The sequence below is a fragment of the Bacillus sp. P4_E1 genome, assembly GCF_056401715.1.
In genome coordinates this window covers 62,170-80,386 of record NZ_JBFUIV010000004.1, presented here as the reverse complement: position 1 = coordinate 80,386, position 18,217 = coordinate 62,170, and the positions used below count along the sequence as shown (strand labels likewise).

At 34.6% G+C, this 18,217-nt stretch carries 21 protein-coding genes; 17 read left to right on the top strand and 4 right to left on the bottom strand.

Features of this window, described 5'->3' with window-relative positions; all coding sequences use genetic code 11:
* Positions 1–163: 163 nt before the first annotated feature.
* The 5 genes from AC1DS7_RS06860 (at position 164) to AC1DS7_RS06840 (ending at position 4,554) form a co-directional block, all read left to right on the top strand.
* Positions 164–1,162, top strand: coding sequence for a DUF2628 domain-containing protein (locus tag AC1DS7_RS06860; RefSeq protein WP_050000243.1), 999 nt, complete (start codon positions 164–166; stop codon positions 1,160–1,162).
* 71 nt (positions 1,163–1,233) lie between these two features.
* Positions 1,234–2,895, top strand: a complete 1,662-nt coding sequence (locus AC1DS7_RS06855; protein ID WP_002126994.1) for a peptide ABC transporter substrate-binding protein — start codon at positions 1,234–1,236, stop codon at positions 2,893–2,895.
* Positions 2,896–2,954: 59 nt separating this feature from the next.
* The gene (fosB, locus tag AC1DS7_RS06850; RefSeq protein WP_050000244.1) at positions 2,955–3,371 is read left to right on the top strand and encodes a FosBx1 family fosfomycin resistance bacillithiol transferase; all 417 of its coding nucleotides are present in this window, start codon (positions 2,955–2,957) and stop codon (positions 3,369–3,371) included.
* 12 nt (positions 3,372–3,383) lie between these two features.
* Positions 3,384–3,929, top strand: coding sequence for a short-chain dehydrogenase (locus AC1DS7_RS06845; RefSeq protein WP_002031473.1), 546 nt, complete (start codon positions 3,384–3,386; stop codon positions 3,927–3,929).
* A 13-nt stretch (positions 3,930–3,942) separates the two neighbouring features.
* Entirely contained in the window at positions 3,943–4,554 is a 612-nt protein-coding gene (locus AC1DS7_RS06840) for a phosphoserine phosphatase 1 (RefSeq protein WP_002012438.1), read from the top strand.
* Between the two features lie 46 nt (positions 4,555–4,600).
* On the opposite strand, the gene exsB is transcribed toward AC1DS7_RS06840, so the two are convergent.
* Positions 4,601–5,197 (bottom strand): exosporium protein ExsB, encoded by a 597-nt coding sequence (gene exsB / locus AC1DS7_RS06835; RefSeq protein WP_002193076.1) that lies wholly within the window; start codon positions 5,195–5,197, stop codon positions 4,601–4,603.
* Between the two features lie 181 nt (positions 5,198–5,378).
* On the opposite strand from exsB, the gene cotH reads away from it, so the two are divergent.
* From cotH to AC1DS7_RS06795, 8 genes are all read left to right on the top strand, one after another.
* Positions 5,379–6,455: a spore coat protein CotH gene (gene cotH, locus AC1DS7_RS06830; RefSeq protein ID WP_000937998.1), complete on the top strand. Its 1,077-nt coding sequence runs from the start codon at positions 5,379–5,381 to the stop codon at positions 6,453–6,455.
* 105 nt (positions 6,456–6,560) lie between these two features.
* Positions 6,561–7,178: an NUDIX hydrolase N-terminal domain-containing protein gene (locus AC1DS7_RS06825; RefSeq protein ID WP_476998870.1), complete on the top strand. Its 618-nt coding sequence runs from the start codon at positions 6,561–6,563 to the stop codon at positions 7,176–7,178.
* Positions 7,179–7,282: 104 nt separating this feature from the next.
* Positions 7,283–7,885, top strand: coding sequence for an undecaprenyl phosphate transporter UptA (gene uptA, locus AC1DS7_RS06820; RefSeq protein ID WP_000881203.1), 603 nt, complete (start codon positions 7,283–7,285; stop codon positions 7,883–7,885).
* Between the two features lie 96 nt (positions 7,886–7,981).
* Positions 7,982–9,361, top strand: coding sequence for a putative polysaccharide biosynthesis protein (locus AC1DS7_RS06815; RefSeq protein ID WP_002086052.1), 1,380 nt, complete (start codon positions 7,982–7,984; stop codon positions 9,359–9,361).
* Positions 9,362–9,545: 184 nt separating this feature from the next.
* The gene (locus AC1DS7_RS06810) at positions 9,546–10,487 is read left to right on the top strand and encodes a magnesium transporter CorA family protein (RefSeq protein ID WP_000932392.1); all 942 of its coding nucleotides are present in this window, start codon (positions 9,546–9,548) and stop codon (positions 10,485–10,487) included.
* Positions 10,488–10,685: 198 nt separating this feature from the next.
* Positions 10,686–11,582, top strand: a complete 897-nt coding sequence (locus tag AC1DS7_RS06805) for a permease (protein ID WP_000418724.1) — start codon at positions 10,686–10,688, stop codon at positions 11,580–11,582.
* Positions 11,583–11,585: 3 nt separating this feature from the next.
* Positions 11,586–12,455 carry a TIGR03943 family putative permease subunit gene (locus AC1DS7_RS06800; protein ID WP_002012447.1) on the top strand — a complete coding sequence of 290 codons (870 nt, stop codon included), beginning with the start codon at positions 11,586–11,588 and terminating at the stop codon, positions 12,453–12,455.
* A gap of 119 nt (positions 12,456–12,574) precedes the next feature.
* A complete protein-coding gene (locus AC1DS7_RS06795) occupies positions 12,575–13,081 on the top strand; it encodes an acyl-CoA thioesterase (protein ID WP_002012448.1) in 507 nt (168 codons plus the stop codon).
* 129 nt (positions 13,082–13,210) lie between these two features.
* Here AC1DS7_RS06795 and AC1DS7_RS06790 read toward each other — a convergent pair whose 3' ends face one another.
* On the bottom strand, positions 13,211–13,297 hold the full coding sequence (locus tag AC1DS7_RS06790) for a YjcZ family sporulation protein (RefSeq protein WP_000505094.1): 87 nt from the start codon (positions 13,295–13,297) through the stop codon (positions 13,211–13,213).
* 159 nt (positions 13,298–13,456) lie between these two features.
* Between AC1DS7_RS06790 and cls the strand changes: the two genes are divergently transcribed.
* From cls to AC1DS7_RS06770, 4 genes are all read left to right on the top strand, one after another.
* Positions 13,457–14,641 (top strand): cardiolipin synthase, encoded by a 1,185-nt coding sequence (cls, locus tag AC1DS7_RS06785; protein ID WP_476998869.1) that lies wholly within the window; start codon positions 13,457–13,459, stop codon positions 14,639–14,641.
* A 32-nt stretch (positions 14,642–14,673) separates the two neighbouring features.
* Entirely contained in the window at positions 14,674–15,138 is a 465-nt protein-coding gene (locus AC1DS7_RS06780; RefSeq protein WP_002012450.1) for a spore coat protein, read from the top strand.
* A 197-nt stretch (positions 15,139–15,335) separates the two neighbouring features.
* The gene (locus tag AC1DS7_RS06775) at positions 15,336–15,515 is read left to right on the top strand and encodes a hypothetical protein (RefSeq protein ID WP_002086048.1); all 180 of its coding nucleotides are present in this window, start codon (positions 15,336–15,338) and stop codon (positions 15,513–15,515) included.
* A gap of 238 nt (positions 15,516–15,753) precedes the next feature.
* Entirely contained in the window at positions 15,754–16,374 is a 621-nt protein-coding gene (locus AC1DS7_RS06770; protein WP_002086047.1) for an NAD(P)-dependent oxidoreductase, read from the top strand.
* Positions 16,375–16,398: 24 nt separating this feature from the next.
* Here the strand turns inward: AC1DS7_RS06770 and AC1DS7_RS06765 are convergent, their stop codons facing one another.
* Positions 16,399–16,881, bottom strand: coding sequence for a DUF456 domain-containing protein (locus AC1DS7_RS06765; protein ID WP_000217328.1), 483 nt, complete (start codon positions 16,879–16,881; stop codon positions 16,399–16,401).
* A 1-nt stretch (position 16,882) separates the two neighbouring features.
* Entirely contained in the window at positions 16,883–18,190 is a 1,308-nt protein-coding gene (locus AC1DS7_RS06760) for a hemolysin family protein (protein ID WP_002086044.1), read from the bottom strand.
* Between the last annotated feature and the right edge of the window lie 27 nt (positions 18,191–18,217).

Below are 18,217 nucleotides of genomic sequence, written 5' to 3'. Positions count from 1 at the left end.
AACAACCTTTGGAACGAGGGAGTTAGCTCGGATTTCCTAAGACAAATGCGTTAGCTATCAAAAGTAACGATGAACCGAGAAGCCCCCACTTCGGGGTAAGCTCGTAAGAGATACTAAGTGGTGGGTAGTTCACAATGAAGTATGGATGGAAAGAGGGATTGTTTTGAAATGTATAAATTGTGGGCGACCTTGTATTAATGATCAGTTGAATTGTGCAAATTGTCAACGGAACTTGCATAATAAACAAGGTGAAGAAAGCTCGCTAATAGACAAAGAATTAGAAGTATATGTAGGGAGACAATATCCATATTACAAAAGAAAATGGGAGCTTGAGAATAAGCGAATTGCTAGGTGGAGCTGGAATGGTTTGGCTGCTATTTTCAATGTAGGTTGGCTTGGATATCGTAAGTATTATTTACCTGCTGCTTTATTTATACTGTTATTAGTAGCATGTGATGCATTTTCTTATTATATGGGGTTCAACGTAGCGTTGCCAATCATTAATATGGTGCCTCTTACGTTTTTATTACTCATTTTCATTCTATTTGGGATGGGGATTTTTGCAAATGGATTATATTATCAATTTGCAGAAAGGCGTATATATCGAATAAAAGCACGGGGAATTAAAGATGAATCGGTTGAAAATTATCTCATCCGTGATAGTGGTGGAACGAGTAAAATGGGAGCAACAATCGTTACTATTTTAGCAGTTGCTAGTATTTTGTTTAGTCATTTCTTTTTCCCAACTGATCGGGATATTATTCAAAAAGTTCGTACAAGCTCGCTTTATGAATATCCAGTCTTTTCAATTGGTGAATCGTTCGAAAATTATTTTCAAAATTCAGGATGGATATACTATCGGGGAACGGAAGGATTAGAATTAGTAGAATTTCAGGGGGAGAGTCCTGAGATGCCAAGGAAAAAGGTGACAATTCAATTTATTGTTGATTATAAATTGGGAGAAGTGGAACCATATTCACTTACGATTAACGGTGAATCTAAAAATGAAGAAGAGTTTTTGAAGATAATGGAGGAAATATTTAAAGTTCAAAATCCATTTGATATAGAGGATGGCTTACAAGTAAATGCTATTCAACAAAGCGGAGGGAAAGCAATTTCTGACCGCTTTTTTTCTTTTTATGAAAATAAATATTTAAAATAATCAGAATTTTTTGTATAATAAAATATATTATACAAGTTTTAACTTATACATATAGATTGGGGGAAGGAAGAATGAAGAGAAAGGTAACAACGATTGCTGCAGTTGCATTATCGGCTAGTGTACTGGTTGCGGGATGTGGGAATGGGGAGAAGGCTTCGACAACGAAGAAAGAATCAAGTAAGGGAATGGCAGATAAACAAGTTTTAAATTTGCTAGAAACAGCTGAAATTCCTTCAATGGATACATCTAAATCAACAGATTCTGTATCTTTCCGTGTATTTGTAAATGCAATGGAAGGATTATATCGTCTAGATAAAGATAATAAACCAACTCCAGGTATGGCCAAAGACGTGAAGATTAGTGAAGATAAAAAGACATATACATTTGAATTACGTGATGCAAAATGGTCAAATGGTGATCCAGTTCGAGCACAAGATTTTGTATATGCATGGCAACGTACATTAGATAAAGCAATAGCAGCAGAATATGCATTTATTTTATTTGATGTGAAAAATGCACAGAAAGTAAATAAAGGAGAAGTACCGTCGGATCAATTAGGTGTTAAAGCGAAGGATGATAAAACGTTGGTAGTAGAATTAGAGCAACCAGCACCTTATTTCCTTGAGCTTACTTCGTTCCCTACATTCTTCCCATTAAATGAAAAGTATGTAAAAGGACAAGGGGATAAATACGGATTAGAAGCAGATAAATTATTGTACAATGGACCATTTACAATGAGTGAATGGAAACATGAACAAAGTTACCAGTTAAAGAAAAACCCAAATTATTGGGATAAAGATGCTGTAAAATTACAAGAAATTAATGTGGGTATAGTAAAAGAGACAAGTACTGGGGTAAATTTATATGATAGTGATCAAGCAGACCGTGTCATTTTAAGTTCTGAGTTTGTAGACAAATATAAAAAGAATAAACCAGATGAATTTAAAACGAAGCTAGACCCACGTATGTATTTCCTACGTTTTAATCAAAAAAATGCAACGTTTAAAAATCAAAAGGTTCGTGAGGCGATTGATTTAGCGTACGATAAAAAAGGAATTGCGGATGTAATTTTGAATGATGGATCATTGCCAGCGTATTTCTTAGTACCTGAAAAGTTTACGACAGGACCAGATGGAAAAGACTTCCGTACTGTAAATAAAAATTTCCGTGACAGTAAAGATAATGCTGCGAAAGCAAAAAAACTGTGGGAAGAAGCGAAGAAAGAACTTGGTCAAGATACAATTACAGTAGAATTACTAAATGATGATAACGGTAGTCGTAAAAAAGTGGGCGACTTTATTAAAGAAGAATTAGAGAAAAACTTACCTGGTATTAAAGTGAATTTGAAGCAACAACCATATAAGCAGAAGTTAGATTTAGAAAAGAAATTTGAATATGAATTCTCATTATCTGCATGGAGTCCAGATTATCCAGACCCAATGACATATATTGATATGTTCGTTACTGGAAGCTCATTTAATGAAATGGATTATTCAAATCCGAAGTACGATGATTTAGTAGCAAAATCAAAAGGAGAACTACTAAAAGATGACGCAGCACGCTGGAAAGCACTTGCAGAAGCTGAAAAAATCTTAATTGGTCAAGATGCTGCAATCTCTCCTACGTACCAACAAAGTACAGCTTACTTAGAGAAGACGTATGTAAATGGTATTGCTAACCATACGTTCGGTGGCGACTTTAGTTATAAATGGGCATATATTACAAAGAAATAGTATAATAAAAGATGAGTGAATTTTCGCTCATCTTTTATTTGTTTAGGGAGGAACGTGGAGTGTTGAAAGGAATCAATCATCTTTGTTTTTCAGTATCAAATTTAGAAAACGCTATTATGTTTTATGAAAGAGTGCTAGAAGGAGAACTATTAGTTAAAGGGAGAAAACTTGCATATTTCAATATATGTGGAGTATGGATAGCACTGAACGAAGAGGCACATATTCCAAGAAAGGAGATTCATCAATCTTATACGCACCTCGCATTTTCTGTTGAACAAAAAGATTTTGAACGCCTGTTACATCGGTTAGAAGAAAATAATGTTCATATTTTACAAGGAAGAGAACGTAATGTGAGAGATTGTAGGTCTATATATTTTGTTGATCCTGACGGTCACAAGTTCGAGTTTCATTCAGGGACACTGCAAGACCGTCTAAATTATTATAGGGAAGAAAAACCTCATATGACATTTTACTAAGGGGGGAAGAAGTTGCATGCGCTTGTAATTGGTGGAACAGGAATGTTAAAGAAAGTTTCTATGTGGCTTTGTGATCAAGGATTTCGTGTGTCTGTTATTGGACGAGATGAAGTGAAATTAGAAAATGTTAAGCAAGCTAGTTCGGCACCAGAAAATATTACATGTCTTCCTTTAGATTATCAAAATGACGATGGTCTAAAGCGATCTATTACAAATACAATTGAACAGAATGGTCCAATTACATTAGTAGTTGCATGGGTACATTCGAGTGCTAAGCATGCATTACGACTCATTTGTAATGAAGTTGAATTGTCATCGGAAAAGTATAGTTTATTTCATATATTAGGTAGTAGTGCATCGCGTACGAAGTCACAAAAAATAGGTGGGACATTATGTAGTTATTATAGAATTATATTAGGGTTTATTTTAGAAGATACATATGCAAGATGGCTTACTCATGAAGAGATTGCTGACGGAGTTATAAAAGGAATTGAAAGTAAATGCACAGAATGGATTGTAGGGAGAGTAGAGCCGTGGGAATCGCGGCCAAAATGGTAAGGGGGCATGTGAAATGAAGACAACGGTATATGTAACAAGGCACGGTGAAACAGAATGGAATGTAGCAGGGCGGATGCAAGGACGGAAAAATTCAGCATTAACAGAGAATGGTATGATACAAGCGAAACAATTAGGGGAGCGTATGAAGGATTTACCACTCCATGCCATATATAGTAGTCCAAGCGAAAGAACGCTTCATACTGCTGAATTGATTAAAGGGGAACGCGATCTTCCAATTATAGAAGATGAACGTTTCTATGAAATAAACATGGGGATATGGGAAGGGCAAACAATTGCTGACTTGGAAATGCAATATCCAGAAGAAGTACATTTATTTTGGAATGAACCACATCTTTTTCAGTCAACATCAGGGGAAAACTTTGCGGCCGTTCATAAAAGAGTAATTGAAGGGATACACTTTCTTTTAGAAAAGCATAAAGGAGAAAATATTTTAATAGTTACTCATGCTGCAGCAGCGAAATTACTCGTAGGGCATTTTGCAGGTTTTGAAATTGAACATGTATGGGAAGAGCCATTTATGCATAGCGCGAGTCTTAGTGTGATTGAATTTGATGAAAACCGTGGTAAAGTAAAACAATTTGCAGATATAAGTCATTTTCAGTAAACGTAAAAAAGGCCGCAATGCGGCCTTTTTTGGTGGACATAAAAAACTAGCAATTACGTTTTTTATACCAGAAGTGATCGAATTTCTTGTTTTTGCAAGATGGGAACTTATGTCCGTCTCTGCAATCATTCCATTTGTGCCCGTCATCGTGACAGTCTTTACCATGATCACAATCATCATCGCAAGAGCTACCGTGTCCGTGAGGGAAGAATTCGCATTTTTTACAGAAACTTCGTTTTGTCCAGAAAAATTTCTTTTCAAAGCGTATGCATTTTGTAACGAACGTACAATGTTTTCTGCGAGTACGTTTTGTAACTAAAACGCATTCTTTTCTACGAGTAACTTTTGTAACGAACGTCCATTTTTGAACGCGCACACGAGTGCATTTCGTAACAAACGTCCATTTTTTAACATGAGTACATTTTGTAACGAAAGTACAATGTTTTACGCGAGTACATCTTGTTCTTGGACATTTACGCCCTGTTGTACATTTACGCCCTGTTGTACATTTACACCCTGTTGTACATTTATGATGAGAGAATTTATCATCATCGCACTCAAAAGTACTTGGATCTTGGTGTAAGAAATCCTCCATACCAGCACTTTTGATTTCTTCAACAGCTTTTCTAATATCACGTTTCATAGAAATCCTCCTTATCGAGTGTTAAATTGAAAAGGTATTCTTTTTCCTTAACATGATATGAGATTCGACTTCTTTCTGAACAGGACAAGAGTGTAATTTTATATAAATAGATGATAGCGGATGTATGGACAAGACAAGGCGCATACATTGAATGAAGAGAACTGAGAAGGGATGAGAAAACATGCTGCCTTCATATGATTTTTTTGTTCATCCAATGTACTTAGTGGAATTGAAAAAGGACATTTGGTCAGATAGTCCAGTGCCAGCAAAATTAACTTATGGAAAAAAGAAGTATGACATTGATATCGTATACCGAGGGGCTCATATTCGCGAATTTGAGAAAAAGTCTTATCATGTTATGTTTTATAAACCGAAAAAATTTCAAGGCGCGAAAGAGTTTCATTTGAATTCTGAGTTTATGGATCCGTCTCTCATACGAAATAAATTATCTTTAGATTTTTTTCATGATATTGGTGTACTTTCGCCAAAATCACAACATGTATTTATAAAAATTAATGGTCAAATTCAAGGTGTGTATTTACAGTTAGAATCAGTTGATGAAAACTTTTTGAAAAATAGAGGGTTACCGAGTGGTTCTATTTATTATGCGATAGATGATGATGCGAATTTTTCGTTAATGAGTGAGCGAGATAAAGATGTTAAGACAGAGCTCTTTGCGGGTTATGAATTTAAATATTCGAATAAAAATAGTGAAGAACAACTGAGTGAATTTGTATTTCAAGCGAATACTTTGTCGAGGGAAGATTATGAAAAAGAAATCGGGAAGTTTCTACATGTAGATAAATATTTACGATGGTTAGCTGGAGTTATTTTTACGCAAAACTTTGATGGTTTCGTTCATAACTATGCACTATATCATAACGATGAGACAAATTTATTTGAAGTGATACCGTGGGATTATGATGCGACTTGGGGGCGAGATGTACAAGGGAGACCACTTAATCATGAATATATTCGTATTCAAGGTTATAATACGTTAAGTGCAAGATTGTTAGATATACCTGTATTTAGAAAACAATACCGAAGTATTTTAGAAGAAATATTAGAAGAACAATTTACCGTTTCGTTTATGATGCCGAAAGTAGAAGGTTTGTGTGAATCGATTCGTCCATATTTACTACAAGATCCATATATGAAAGAAAAATTAGAAACATTTGATCAAGAAGCTGATATGATTGATGAATATATAAATAAAAGAAGGAAGTATATACAAGACCACTTACATGAATTGGATTAATTTTGAAAGAGATTGGAACATTATCAATCTCTTTTTTTGTATAATAAAGATGTATCGATTGAATTGACGTAATATTTACTTAATAAAGAATGGAGATGTGGAAACATGACGGTCAAGTGGATTGATTGGGTAAAACAAATACAATCTATAACTCAAGCGGGTTTAACGTATTCTAAGGATGTATATGATATAGAGCGTTTCCAACAATTACGGGACATTTCAGTTTCAATGATGTCACATTACACAAAGACAGATTGGGAAGTAGTAGAGAATTTATTTGCAAGTGGGACAGGCTATCAAACACCTAAAGTTGATATACGGGCAGTTATTTTTCAAAATGAAAAACTATTATTTGTGAAAGAAAAAAGTGATAGGAAATGGGCATTGCCAGGTGGATGGGCTGATGTTGGTTATACGCCAACAGAAGTAGCAGCAAAAGAAGTTTTAGAGGAGACGGGCTATGAAGTAGATGATTTTAAGCTACTCGCTATATTTGATAAAGAAAAACATCAACCATCGCCTTCAGCAACACATGTATATAAAATTTTTATTGGCTGTAAGATTATTGGTGGCGAAAAGAAAACTAGTATTGAAACAGAAGATGTGGAGTTTTTTGGTGAGAATGAATTGCCTAATTTATCGATTGCTAGAAATACAGAAGAGCAAATTAAAGAAATGTTTGCCTACATGAAAGAACCTCAAAAAGAAACATTAATAGATTAATAATGCTTATGCCGATGATATTGTTGAAATGAAGATATTGGCAGAATGCGACCTTTATGTAATAATGGGATGGTATGTGAAGAAAAAAGGAGATAGAAAATAAAATGTTAGCAAGCATAATAGATCAGTTATTGCAATTTTTTGCAAGCCTAGGTTACTTTGGAGTAGCGCTAGCTTTAATGATTGAAATTATCCCGAGTGAAATTGTACTTTCGTATGCTGGATTTTTAGTAGCGGATGGTAAAATTAGTTTTGTCGGTGCAGTTATCGCCGGAACTATTGGTGGTACTTTAGCCCAAATCTTTTTATACTGGCTTGGATATTACGGAGGGCGTCCGGTTGTAGAGAAATATGGGAAATATCTACTTATTAATAAACACCATTTAGACATAGCGGAAGGTTGGTTTAAGCGTTACGGAGCAGGAGTAATCTTTTCTGCACGCTTTATCCCAGTAGTACGTCATGCAATCTCTATTCCAGCAGGATTAGCTAAAATGCCGTTAAAACTATTTACACTATATACAGTAGTTGCGATTATTCCATGGTCAATACTATTTATATACTTAGGTGAAAAGCTTGGTGGAAATTGGCGACACATTAAAGAGTATGCATCTGATTACACACATTACATAATTATAGGGGCTGTTCTCTTTGTTGCTCTATACTTCGGTTTAAAGTATTTAAAAAAGAAAAAAGCAGCGCGTTAAAGTCAATGATTTTTCATTGGCTTTTTTTATTGTTTCAGTTCTAAAAAAAAGGAGTTGTCCATAATGTGTAATAATAAAGCGTAGCGGGGGAATGTGATGAAAGGATCACCGTTTTTACGTGGAACGATATTTTTAACGATGGCAACGATGATATCTAAAATGTTAGGGTTTATATATGTTATACCATTTACAGCAATGGTGGGTACGAGTGGGTACGTATTATATACGTATGCATACCGTCCTTATACAATTATGCTTAGTATTGCAACGATGGGATTACCACTTGCCGTTTCAAAAATGGTTTCAAAATATGATCAACTCAATGATTATCACACTGTTAAGAGAGTGCTAAAGAGTGGTATCGTTTTTATGGTCATTATGGGCGTTATTTCTTGTTTAGCATTATATATGTTAGCACCACATTTAGCTAAACTTGTGATTGATGGAAATGATCAGTCGGGGAATAGTGTGGTAGCTGTCACGCACAATATTCAAATTGTAAGTTTTGCGTTAATACTCGTTCCTGTAATGAGCTTGTTACGTGGTTTCTTTCAAGGTTTTCAATCTATGGGACCTTCTGCGCTCAGTGTAGTTGTAGAGCAATTTTTTCGGGTCTTAACTATTTTGATAGGAAGCTTTGTCGTTTTATATGTTATAAAAGCTTCTGTTTCGTTGGCAGTTGGTATTTCAACGTTTGGAGCATTTATGGGAGCACTAGGTGGATTAAGTGTTTTAAGTGCGTATTATATAAGAAGGAGAAAACATTTAAAGAAAAAAGAGATTGCCAGTATACCACAAACGACGAAAACTTTTTTTTCGTTGTATAGAGAACTGTTTACATATTCTATTCCTTTCGTTGTAGTTGGATTAGCGATTCCGTTATATCAGACGATTGATACATTTACAATTAATAAACTACTTATACAAATAGGGTATATGCAAGGAGAAGCGGAGAAGATTAATGCGATAATTGGTCTTGTCCAGATGGTTGTACTTATCCCGGTTTCCGTTGCGACTGCTTTTAGTATGTCTCTCGTACCTGAGATGACAAAAGCCTATACAGCAGGGAATGTGAAGTTACTGTACAAACATTTTACGAGGACGAATGTATTAGTAGTAGGTATTACGGTACCAGCGGCGATTGGAATGATGTTGTTAGCAAAACCAGTATATACTCTTTTATTTGGTGCCGGAAATGATCCGGAGATGGGGAGAGTTATTTTACAGTATTATGCTCCTGCCTGTATACTATTTTCGCTTTTTACAGTAACAGCTGCGATGTTACAAGGAATTAATCAACAACAGAAAACAGTGCTAGGATTAGTAATTGGTATTATTGTGAAGATAGTTTTAAATATCGTATTGCTTCCGTATTTCGATTATGTAAGTTTTATTATTTCAACATACGCTGGTTATACGATTTCAGTTGGCTTTAACTTGTGGATGCTTTCTAAATATGTTATAAAGGCAACATAAGCTTTTTAAGGCAGAGAGCACTCTGTCTTTTTCTTTGTTTAGAATATTTTTCTTATAAAAACGTTTTCAAAATAATTTTTCTATTGAAATTTAAACGTATGTTTCATATGCTGAGAATGGCGGTTCAAAAACTGTTATGTAAGAGAGGTAGATTCCTACATGTAAAAAGAATCGGGGTGATAGTATGTTAAATATTTATTTAACAGACCGAAACGGAAAACTACAAGAGGTTGAGGAAATGCAAAAGGGTTGCTGGATTAATGTACTTCATCCAACGGAAGAAGAAATTCAATATCTAGTACAAACGTTAAATGTAGACTTAGATTTCATTAAAGACCCTTTAGATGATGAAGAACGCTCTCGTATTGAAAAGGAAGACAATAATACTTTAATTATCGTGGATATTCCAACAGTTAGACATGATGAAGAAGGAAATTCGATTTATGACACGATTCCAATAGGTATGATTGTAATGCCAGATTGCTTTGTGACAATTTGTTTAGAAGAAAATCCAATTTTTGAACGCTTTATTAATCAACGTATTAAAGAATTTTATACGTTTAAAAAGACGCGCTTTGCACTTCAGCTCTTATATACGATTTCTACTTATTATTTAAGATACTTAAAGCAAATTAACAGAAAAACAATCGATTTAGAGCACCAATTAAATAAGTCGATGAAAAATAAAGAAATTTTTACATTGCTAGGCCTTGAAAAAAGTTTAGTTTACTTTACAACATCATTAAAGGCGAATAAAATTGTAATTCAAAAATTAATGCGTAACAGTACATTTTTAAAAATGTATGAAGACGATCAAGATTTACTAGAAGATGTATTAATTGAAAATAAGCAGGCTATTGAAATGGCGGAAATATATAGTCACATTTTAAGTGGAATGATGAATACTTTTAGCTCTGTTATATCAAATAATTTAAATAGTGTTATGAAACTGTTAACGTCTATTACAATCATTTTATCGTTACCAACGATGGTTTCTAGTTTCTTTGGAATGAACGTAAAGGTTCCGTTTGAAGGGGAAGCACATGGTTTTGTAATTGTACTCATAATATGTGTAACACTATCTTTCACATTAGCGTTTGTTTTTTGGAAGAAACGTTACTTTTAACGAGAAGAAAGCTGCTCTAGCATAGTTGTGTAACTGCGCTAGAGCAGCTTTTTTGCTATGAAATCCTAAATTTTGAATAGAATATAACTTATAAAATGTAATGTATATGAAAGGGGTGAATTCCGTATAAGTCTTGTCCAATTCATAAAATGAGGTTAAAATTACATATTGTTAATGAAAAGTTGGAGGAAATACATCATGGAATTGTTTCAATTACCGAAAGCATTCCTGCAAATGAATACAATTTTTATCTCCATATTGATCGAAGCACTTCCTTTTGTGCTCATTGGTGTATTTATTTCAGGATTCATTCAAATGTTTGTAACAGAAGATATGGTAGCAAAATGGATGCCGAAAAATCGATTTCTGTCTGTTTTAATGGCTACTTTTTTAGGGATGATGTTTCCGGGCTGTGAATGTGGAATCGTTCCGATTGTAAGGCGATTAATCGGAAAAGGGGTTCCGCCCTATGCCGGGATTGCATTTATGTTAACTGGACCAATCATTAATCCAGTCGTATTATTTGCAACATACGTTGCCTTTGGAAGTAGTATGCACATGGTATGGTATCGTTCTATTGTAGCGATTATCGTAGCAATTATCGTTGGAATTATATTATCATTTATGTTTAAAGAACATCAATTACGAGATGATCACTTCCCAGAAGTGAATCATAAGCGTCCATTACGTAAAAAAATGTGGGATGTATGTACGCATGCTGTTGAGGAATTTTTCTCGATGGGAAAATATTTAGTATTAGGTGCGTTAATTGCAGCGGCAGTTCAAACGTTCGTACAAACTTCAACACTTCTTGCTATAGGACAAGGGCCGTTCTCTTCACCAGCTGTTATGATGGGGCTTGCTTACATATTATCACTTTGTTCAGAAGCGGATGCGTTTATTGCTTCGTCATTCCAAAGTACATTTTCAACAGCGTCACTTGTCGCGTTCCTCGTATATGGACCGATGGTGGATATTAAAAATATGTTTATGATGCTTGCGACATTTAAAACAAAATTTGTAATTGTTGTGACGGTTACAGTTACACTTGTTGTTTATGCAAGCTCACTACTCATTTATGCGATGGGGTGGTAGGTTATGTTTCGAGCATATATATTATTAGGCTTTACAATTTTAATTGGACAGCTTCATATTTCCGGTAATATTACGAAGTATATAAATATGAAGTACGCCTATTTATCAAAAACTGCAGCTATTATTTTAGGTTTCTTAACGATTGTACAAATTATTATCGTTTTCCAAAAAGAACATCAAAAAGAAAAAGAGAAACATGATTGTAGTTGTGATCATAGTCATTGTGGGCATGATCATTCGAAAGATGAGAATACATGGTGGAAAAAAGTGTTTTCTTACACGTTATTCTGTTTTCCAATCATTACAGGATTGTTTTTCCCAATTGCAACATTAGATTCCGATATTGTTAAGGCGAAGGGATTCCATTTTCCAGTAGCGCAAGCAGAAAGTAAAGATCCATTTATGACAAGGCAATTTCTAAGACCTGACACGAGCATTTATTACGGGAAAGAAGGATACCGTGGTGTAATGGAAAAAGGGAAGAAAGAGTTTGTAACGAAAGACAATATCACTTTAAAAGATGAAGATTTCTTAAAGGGTATGGAGACAATTTATAATTATCCTGGTGAATTTACTGGTAAAACCCTGTCTTATAAAGGATTTGTTTTCCGAGATGATTCTTCTAAAAAGGAACAATATTTCTTATTCCGTTTCGGCATTATACATTGTGTTGCCGATTCGGGTGTATATGGTATGTTAGTTAAAAAACCAGAAGGTGTAGAGTGGAAAAATGATGATTGGATTCAGATAGAGGGAGAAATTTCAACTGAATTTTATCAGCCGTTTCATGCGAATATTCCAGTGTTAGAAGTAACGAAATGGAATAAAGTTGAACAGCCGAAAGAACAATATGTATTTAGAGGAGCCGATTGATAAAATCGGTTCTTTTTTATGGACTAAAAGTTCTAAAAATTGTTAATATTAAACGTGTAGTTCATGAGGTGTAGTGTATATTGGGATATTAGGGATAAATAATTAAAGGGGTGATAACAATGACTGAAGTAAAGGGTAAAACAGCTAATGAATCAAGGGTGTTTAAAACGAGTCGAGTATTTCCAACGGATTTAAATGATCATAACACGCTATTTGGTGGAAAGATATTGGCGGAGATGGATATGGTTGCTTCAATTTCAGCAACGAGACACTCGAGAATGGAATGTGTCACAGCGTCTATGGATTGGGTAGATTTCTTACATCCAGTACGTTCTTCAGATTGTGTTAGTTATGAATCTTTCGTAATTTGGACGGGAAGAACTTCTATGGAGATATTTGTGAAAGTAGTAGCAGAAGATTTAATTTCAGGTAAAAAACGTGTAGCAGCAACTTCATTCGTTACTTTTGTTGCGCTTAGTAAGGAGAATAATCCAGTTCCTGTACCGCGTGTTATCCCTGAGACAGAAGAGGAGAAAGAATTGCATCGAATTGCTGTGTTACGTGCAGAACAGCGCCATATTCGTAAGGCAGAGAGTAAGAAGGTAGCTACACTGCTAACTTTTTGATGTAAAATATTTTCCTAGTGGTACTATTTTGTAATAGGTTAGGAGATTTTTGAAATGAAAAGCGGACACCTAAAAATAGGTGTCCGCTTTTATAGTTTTTTCATCCCCATATCGTACTACAATAACTGCTTAGCAGAAGCAAGCAGCACCGACGATAATTAAGAGGATAAATAATACGACTAGTAGCGCAAATCCATTACCATGTGCGAAGCCCATTGTTATTTCCTCCTTTTATTTTAAGATACAACATACAATATGCAGATGAGCTCCTGTTTGATATGGACGTATATCATGCAATGACATATTTTTTGTATGATAATGTTTTAAAAAAGGAAAGATATAGGAATAACAGTAGTTAGAGAAAGGAACGTATCCATGAAGCGCTTTTTAATTGTAATAATTTGTTTTATAGGTGTATTCATATGGATGAACGTTGATGTGGAAATGGGGAAGAAAATGGCTAGTGGATATGAATTAGAAAAAATCCGATCAGGGGATTTTCAAGTATATACGAACGGTGATGAGTTATATAAAAGTTTATTTGAGGATATAAATCGTGCAGAAAAGAATGTGTATATTCATTTTTATATTGTAGGAAAAGATGAAGTAAGCCAAAAGTTTTTACAGTTATTAGAGAAAAAAGCATCTAGCGGAGTAGATGTGAAATTGTCAGTAGACCGCATTGGCGGATATAAGCTTAAGAAAAAGATAATTAATCAATTAAAAGAAAAAGGCGTGAAGTTTACATTTAGTAAAAAACCTAAATTAAAAAACTTATTTTATTCTTTGCATCAACGTAATCATAGACGCATTGTTACTATAGATGGGAAAGTTTCGTACATTGGTGGCCTCAATATTGGAAAGGAATATCTTGGACAGGATCCTAAATTTGGTCCGTGGCGTGATTATCATGTACGCATCGAAGGGAATGGAGCTACTGATATGGAACGGAAGTTTGCGGAAGATTGGCAAGAAGATACGGGAGAAAAGTTTCCTATACACCATGAGTTACCTGTACAAGGAAATGTAAAATATCAATACGTATTTTCGAATGGAAAAGGTTTATGGAAGGAGTATGGAGCGTTTTTAAAGAAGGCAAAACATTCTTTAATTATCGCTACACCATATTTTGTACCGAGTAAAGAAATGGTGAAGGGGCTGAAAGATGCATTAAATCGTGGTGTACATGTAAAAATCCTCGTCCCATTTAAAAGTGATGCAGTATTGCTAAAACAGGCTGCCTATCCTTATTTGAAAGACATGTTAGATGCTGGAGCGGAGATTTATCAATATCGAAATGGATTTTTTCATGGGAAAGTAACAATCATCGATGAGGAAATGGTTGATATTGGTACAGCAAATTTTGATAATAGAAGTTTTTACTTAAATAACGAATCTAACTGTTTCATATATGATAAGACAGTCGTTGCTGACGTATGGAGTCGATTAAAAGAAGACTTTCATAAATCAAAACGATTTTCTGAAGAAGATTTTGAGAAAATTAGTAGATGGGATTGGTTTCTAGCAAGAATATCAAATGTTATCGCATCATATTTATAGTATAGAGATGAAATAGGAAGGGAGGCGCTTTAATGGATTGTATGAAAGAATTGATGACATATAGTTACACACTTATATATAAAGTTGGGGAATACACGAGCAAGGTTCGAGATGAAGAATTAAAGGATATATTACAGCATCATTTGCCGTATATGTTACAAGCATATAATGAACAAGTGAATTTTCAAGAAGGAGAAAATATACAACATATAACTTGTAAACAAATGTGGCCGGAATTTACTGAAATGGATAGGGAAACAGATAATGAGTATACAGGGGATATTGGGATTGCTATTTGTTATATTTCACATTTGAAACGATTAGCATTAAAGTTTGCTCAAGTTGCAGTGGAAGTTGCGAACCCAGAGTTTCGTTCTTTCTTGGAAAATTGTTTTGTAAAAATGAATCGTTATGCTTATAGTGTTTGGCAATATGTTGTGAAGAAGGAATATAAAATTAAACATTTATATGAAAATGAAAGTGAGAAGTTTGCGTGAAAAACTAAGACGGAATGAAAGGCGTCTTAGTTTTTTTATGTCTAATGAAAGGCTCAATTAGAAGAATTGAGAAAAACCAGTTGTGTTATCAGAGTATTTACAAAAGTTTACAATATCTTTACTGTTTTTAAATCTTTCCTTTAAAAAAAAAGAGTAATATGGGATTGTACATATTCTATCAAAGGGAGGAAACGCAAATGAACAAATGGGTTAAGTCATTAACTGCTATGGCACTTGCAAGTTCTTTATTAATGGTAGGTTGTAGTAAAGATGAGGATAAAAAGAAAGAGGATGACACAACTTCGCAGCAAGATGAAAAGAAAGATAAAGAAACAAGTGGAACAGAAAAATCTTCTGATTCGAAAGAAAAGAAATAAAGTGAAACTTTAATCAGTGGGGATTTTGTCCATCCCCACTGATTATTAGCCCACACCAATCGGGCATTTACGGGCAGTTATCTCCCACCTAATTTCCTCGCATTCGCCGAATTTACTGCCCGTTAATGCGGGATAAATGGATAACAGAGCTTCCTCACATATACGAGGGAGCTTTTTTGTTGTATATTTGTAAGTTTTGCGGAAAAATAGAGAGAAAGAATGGAAGAGGGGATAATATATGAAAGTATGCATATTAGGAGCGACAGGTAGAGTAGGATCACACATTATGAAATTGGCATTACAAGATTCATATGAAGTAACGGTATTAGTTCGTGATTTGAGTAGAGTGGAAACAGAGCATGAAAGGTTGCAAGTTATTAAGGGAAATGTATTAAGCGGAGATGATATAAAGGAAGCGATTAAAGGATGTGATATTGTAATTAGTGCTCTTGGAACTGATCGGAATGGGACGTTAGAGAAGAGTGTACCGATTATTATAAAGCAAATGGAAGAAGAGGGCATAAAGAAAATTGTTACAATAGGAACTGCTGGTATTTTACAAGCACGAACAAACCCAAGTATATATCGTTTCCAATCAAAAGAATCGAAAAGAAAAATGACAACAGCTGCGGAAGATCATTTAGCTGCTTATGAAGCGCTGAATAATAGTAAACTATGTTGGACTGTTGTTTGTCCGACGCATTTAATAGATGGTGATGTAACCGGTGTATATCGAACTGAACAAGATATGTTGCCAACAGATGGATCGAAAATCACAGTTGGTGATACAGCTCAGTTTACATGGAGTTTACGTAATAAAAGCTTATACGAGAAAAGCCGAGTAGGTATTTCATATTAAAAAACCATCCCAAAATAGGGATGGCTAAAAAATGATATAGCATACAAAGATGATAATCATAATGATTTGGAGAATGGCCTTGGCTACTGTACTACTTAAAAAACCGACAACAGTTGCAATTCCGACTAAAAGGGCGTCTTTTGGCGCCTTTTTATGCATTAGTTCCGTAATAAATACAGATAAGAACGGTATGATAATAAGCCCGAATGGTGGGAAGAAGAACGATCCGACAATGATAGAAACCATACCAACACGTTCGCCCGATTTTGTACTTCCGTATTTTTTTAGGAAGTATCCATTTGCAATAAAGTCAGCAACGAAAATGAAGAGTGTAAAAATGACTTGAATAATCCAAAAAGATGTCGTTAACTCTCCGCCGTTTATTCCAAAATGATAAATGAAATAGCCAGCCCATACGGCAAGGATGCCAGGGATAATGGGGTATATAAAGGCAAGAAATGAAACAATGAAACAAGCAATGATACAAATTGTTAGTAAAACAGTCACTTTATAGCTCCTTTGTAGTATCTAATTTATGTACAGCAATCTTTTTAATTTGATGCCCATCAAGTTCTAATGCTTTAAATTGAAAACCATCATATTCAACTGAATAGCCAGCCTCAATATTTAAATCAATTGATTGAGAGAGAAGCCAACCACCAATTGTATCTAAATCACTTTCATCGATATGTAGGCCAAACATATCATTTACTTCAGAAATGAGTACTTTCCCATCTAAAACAGTAAGCCTAGGAGTACGCTTTTCAATCATTGGTGATTCGTCTGCGTCAAATTCATCTTGAATTTCTCCGATAATTTCTTCAAGAATATCCTCCATCGTTAAAAGGCCAGCAGTTCCGCCGTATTCATCCATAACAATCGCCATTTGTACGCGGTTCTTTTGGAGGTGTATTAACGTTTTACGAATGGGAACTGTTTCAAATACAGTTAAAACAGGATGTATGTAGGCATCAAGTGGTTTGTAAATGCCTTTTGTTTGATTATGAAAAATCTCTTTCGTATTTATCATTCCGATAATATCATCTTTATCCTTTTCAATAATAGGATAACGTGTATACTTTTCAGTTGCAACGATTTTCATATTTTCTTCTAACGTATTTTCAGTAGATAAACAAACCATTTCAGTTCTAGGTACCATAATTTCTTTAGCAACACGATCATCAAATTCAAAAATATTATTTACATATTTATATTCGGTTTGATTAATTTCGCCGCTTTTATAGCTTTCACCTAAAATGAGTCGTAGTTCTTCTTCGGAATGGGCAAGTTCATTTTCTTTCGCAGGCTCTAAACCGAGTAATTTTGTGAAAAATATAGCTGCACTATTGAGAAGCCAAATGAACGGATACATAATTTTATCAAATAAAATAAGTGGTTTTGCAAATTTTAATGTGATTGCTTCAGCTTTTTGGATTGCGAAAGACTTAGGAACTAACTCGCCTAATACAACATGGAAAAAAGTAATCACACTAAAAGCAATAATAAAGGATAACGTGTTAGCCATTGTTCCAGTAATATTGATTTTTTCAAATAGTGGTCGCAGTAAATGTTCCACAGTTGGTTCACCAAGCCAACCAAGTCCTAAAGAGGTGATAGTAATGCCAAGCTGACAAGCGGATAAATAAACGTCTAAGTTAGATAAAACGCTTCTTGCAGCTAATGCTTGTTTATTACCTTCATTAGCAAGCTGGTCAATTCGACTTTTTCGTACTTTTACGACAGCGAATTCTGAAGCAACGAAAAAACCAGAAATAAGGATAAGTATAAAGATGAGAAAAATATTTAATATGTCCAAGTGTGTTCTTTATTCCTAATTTGGAAT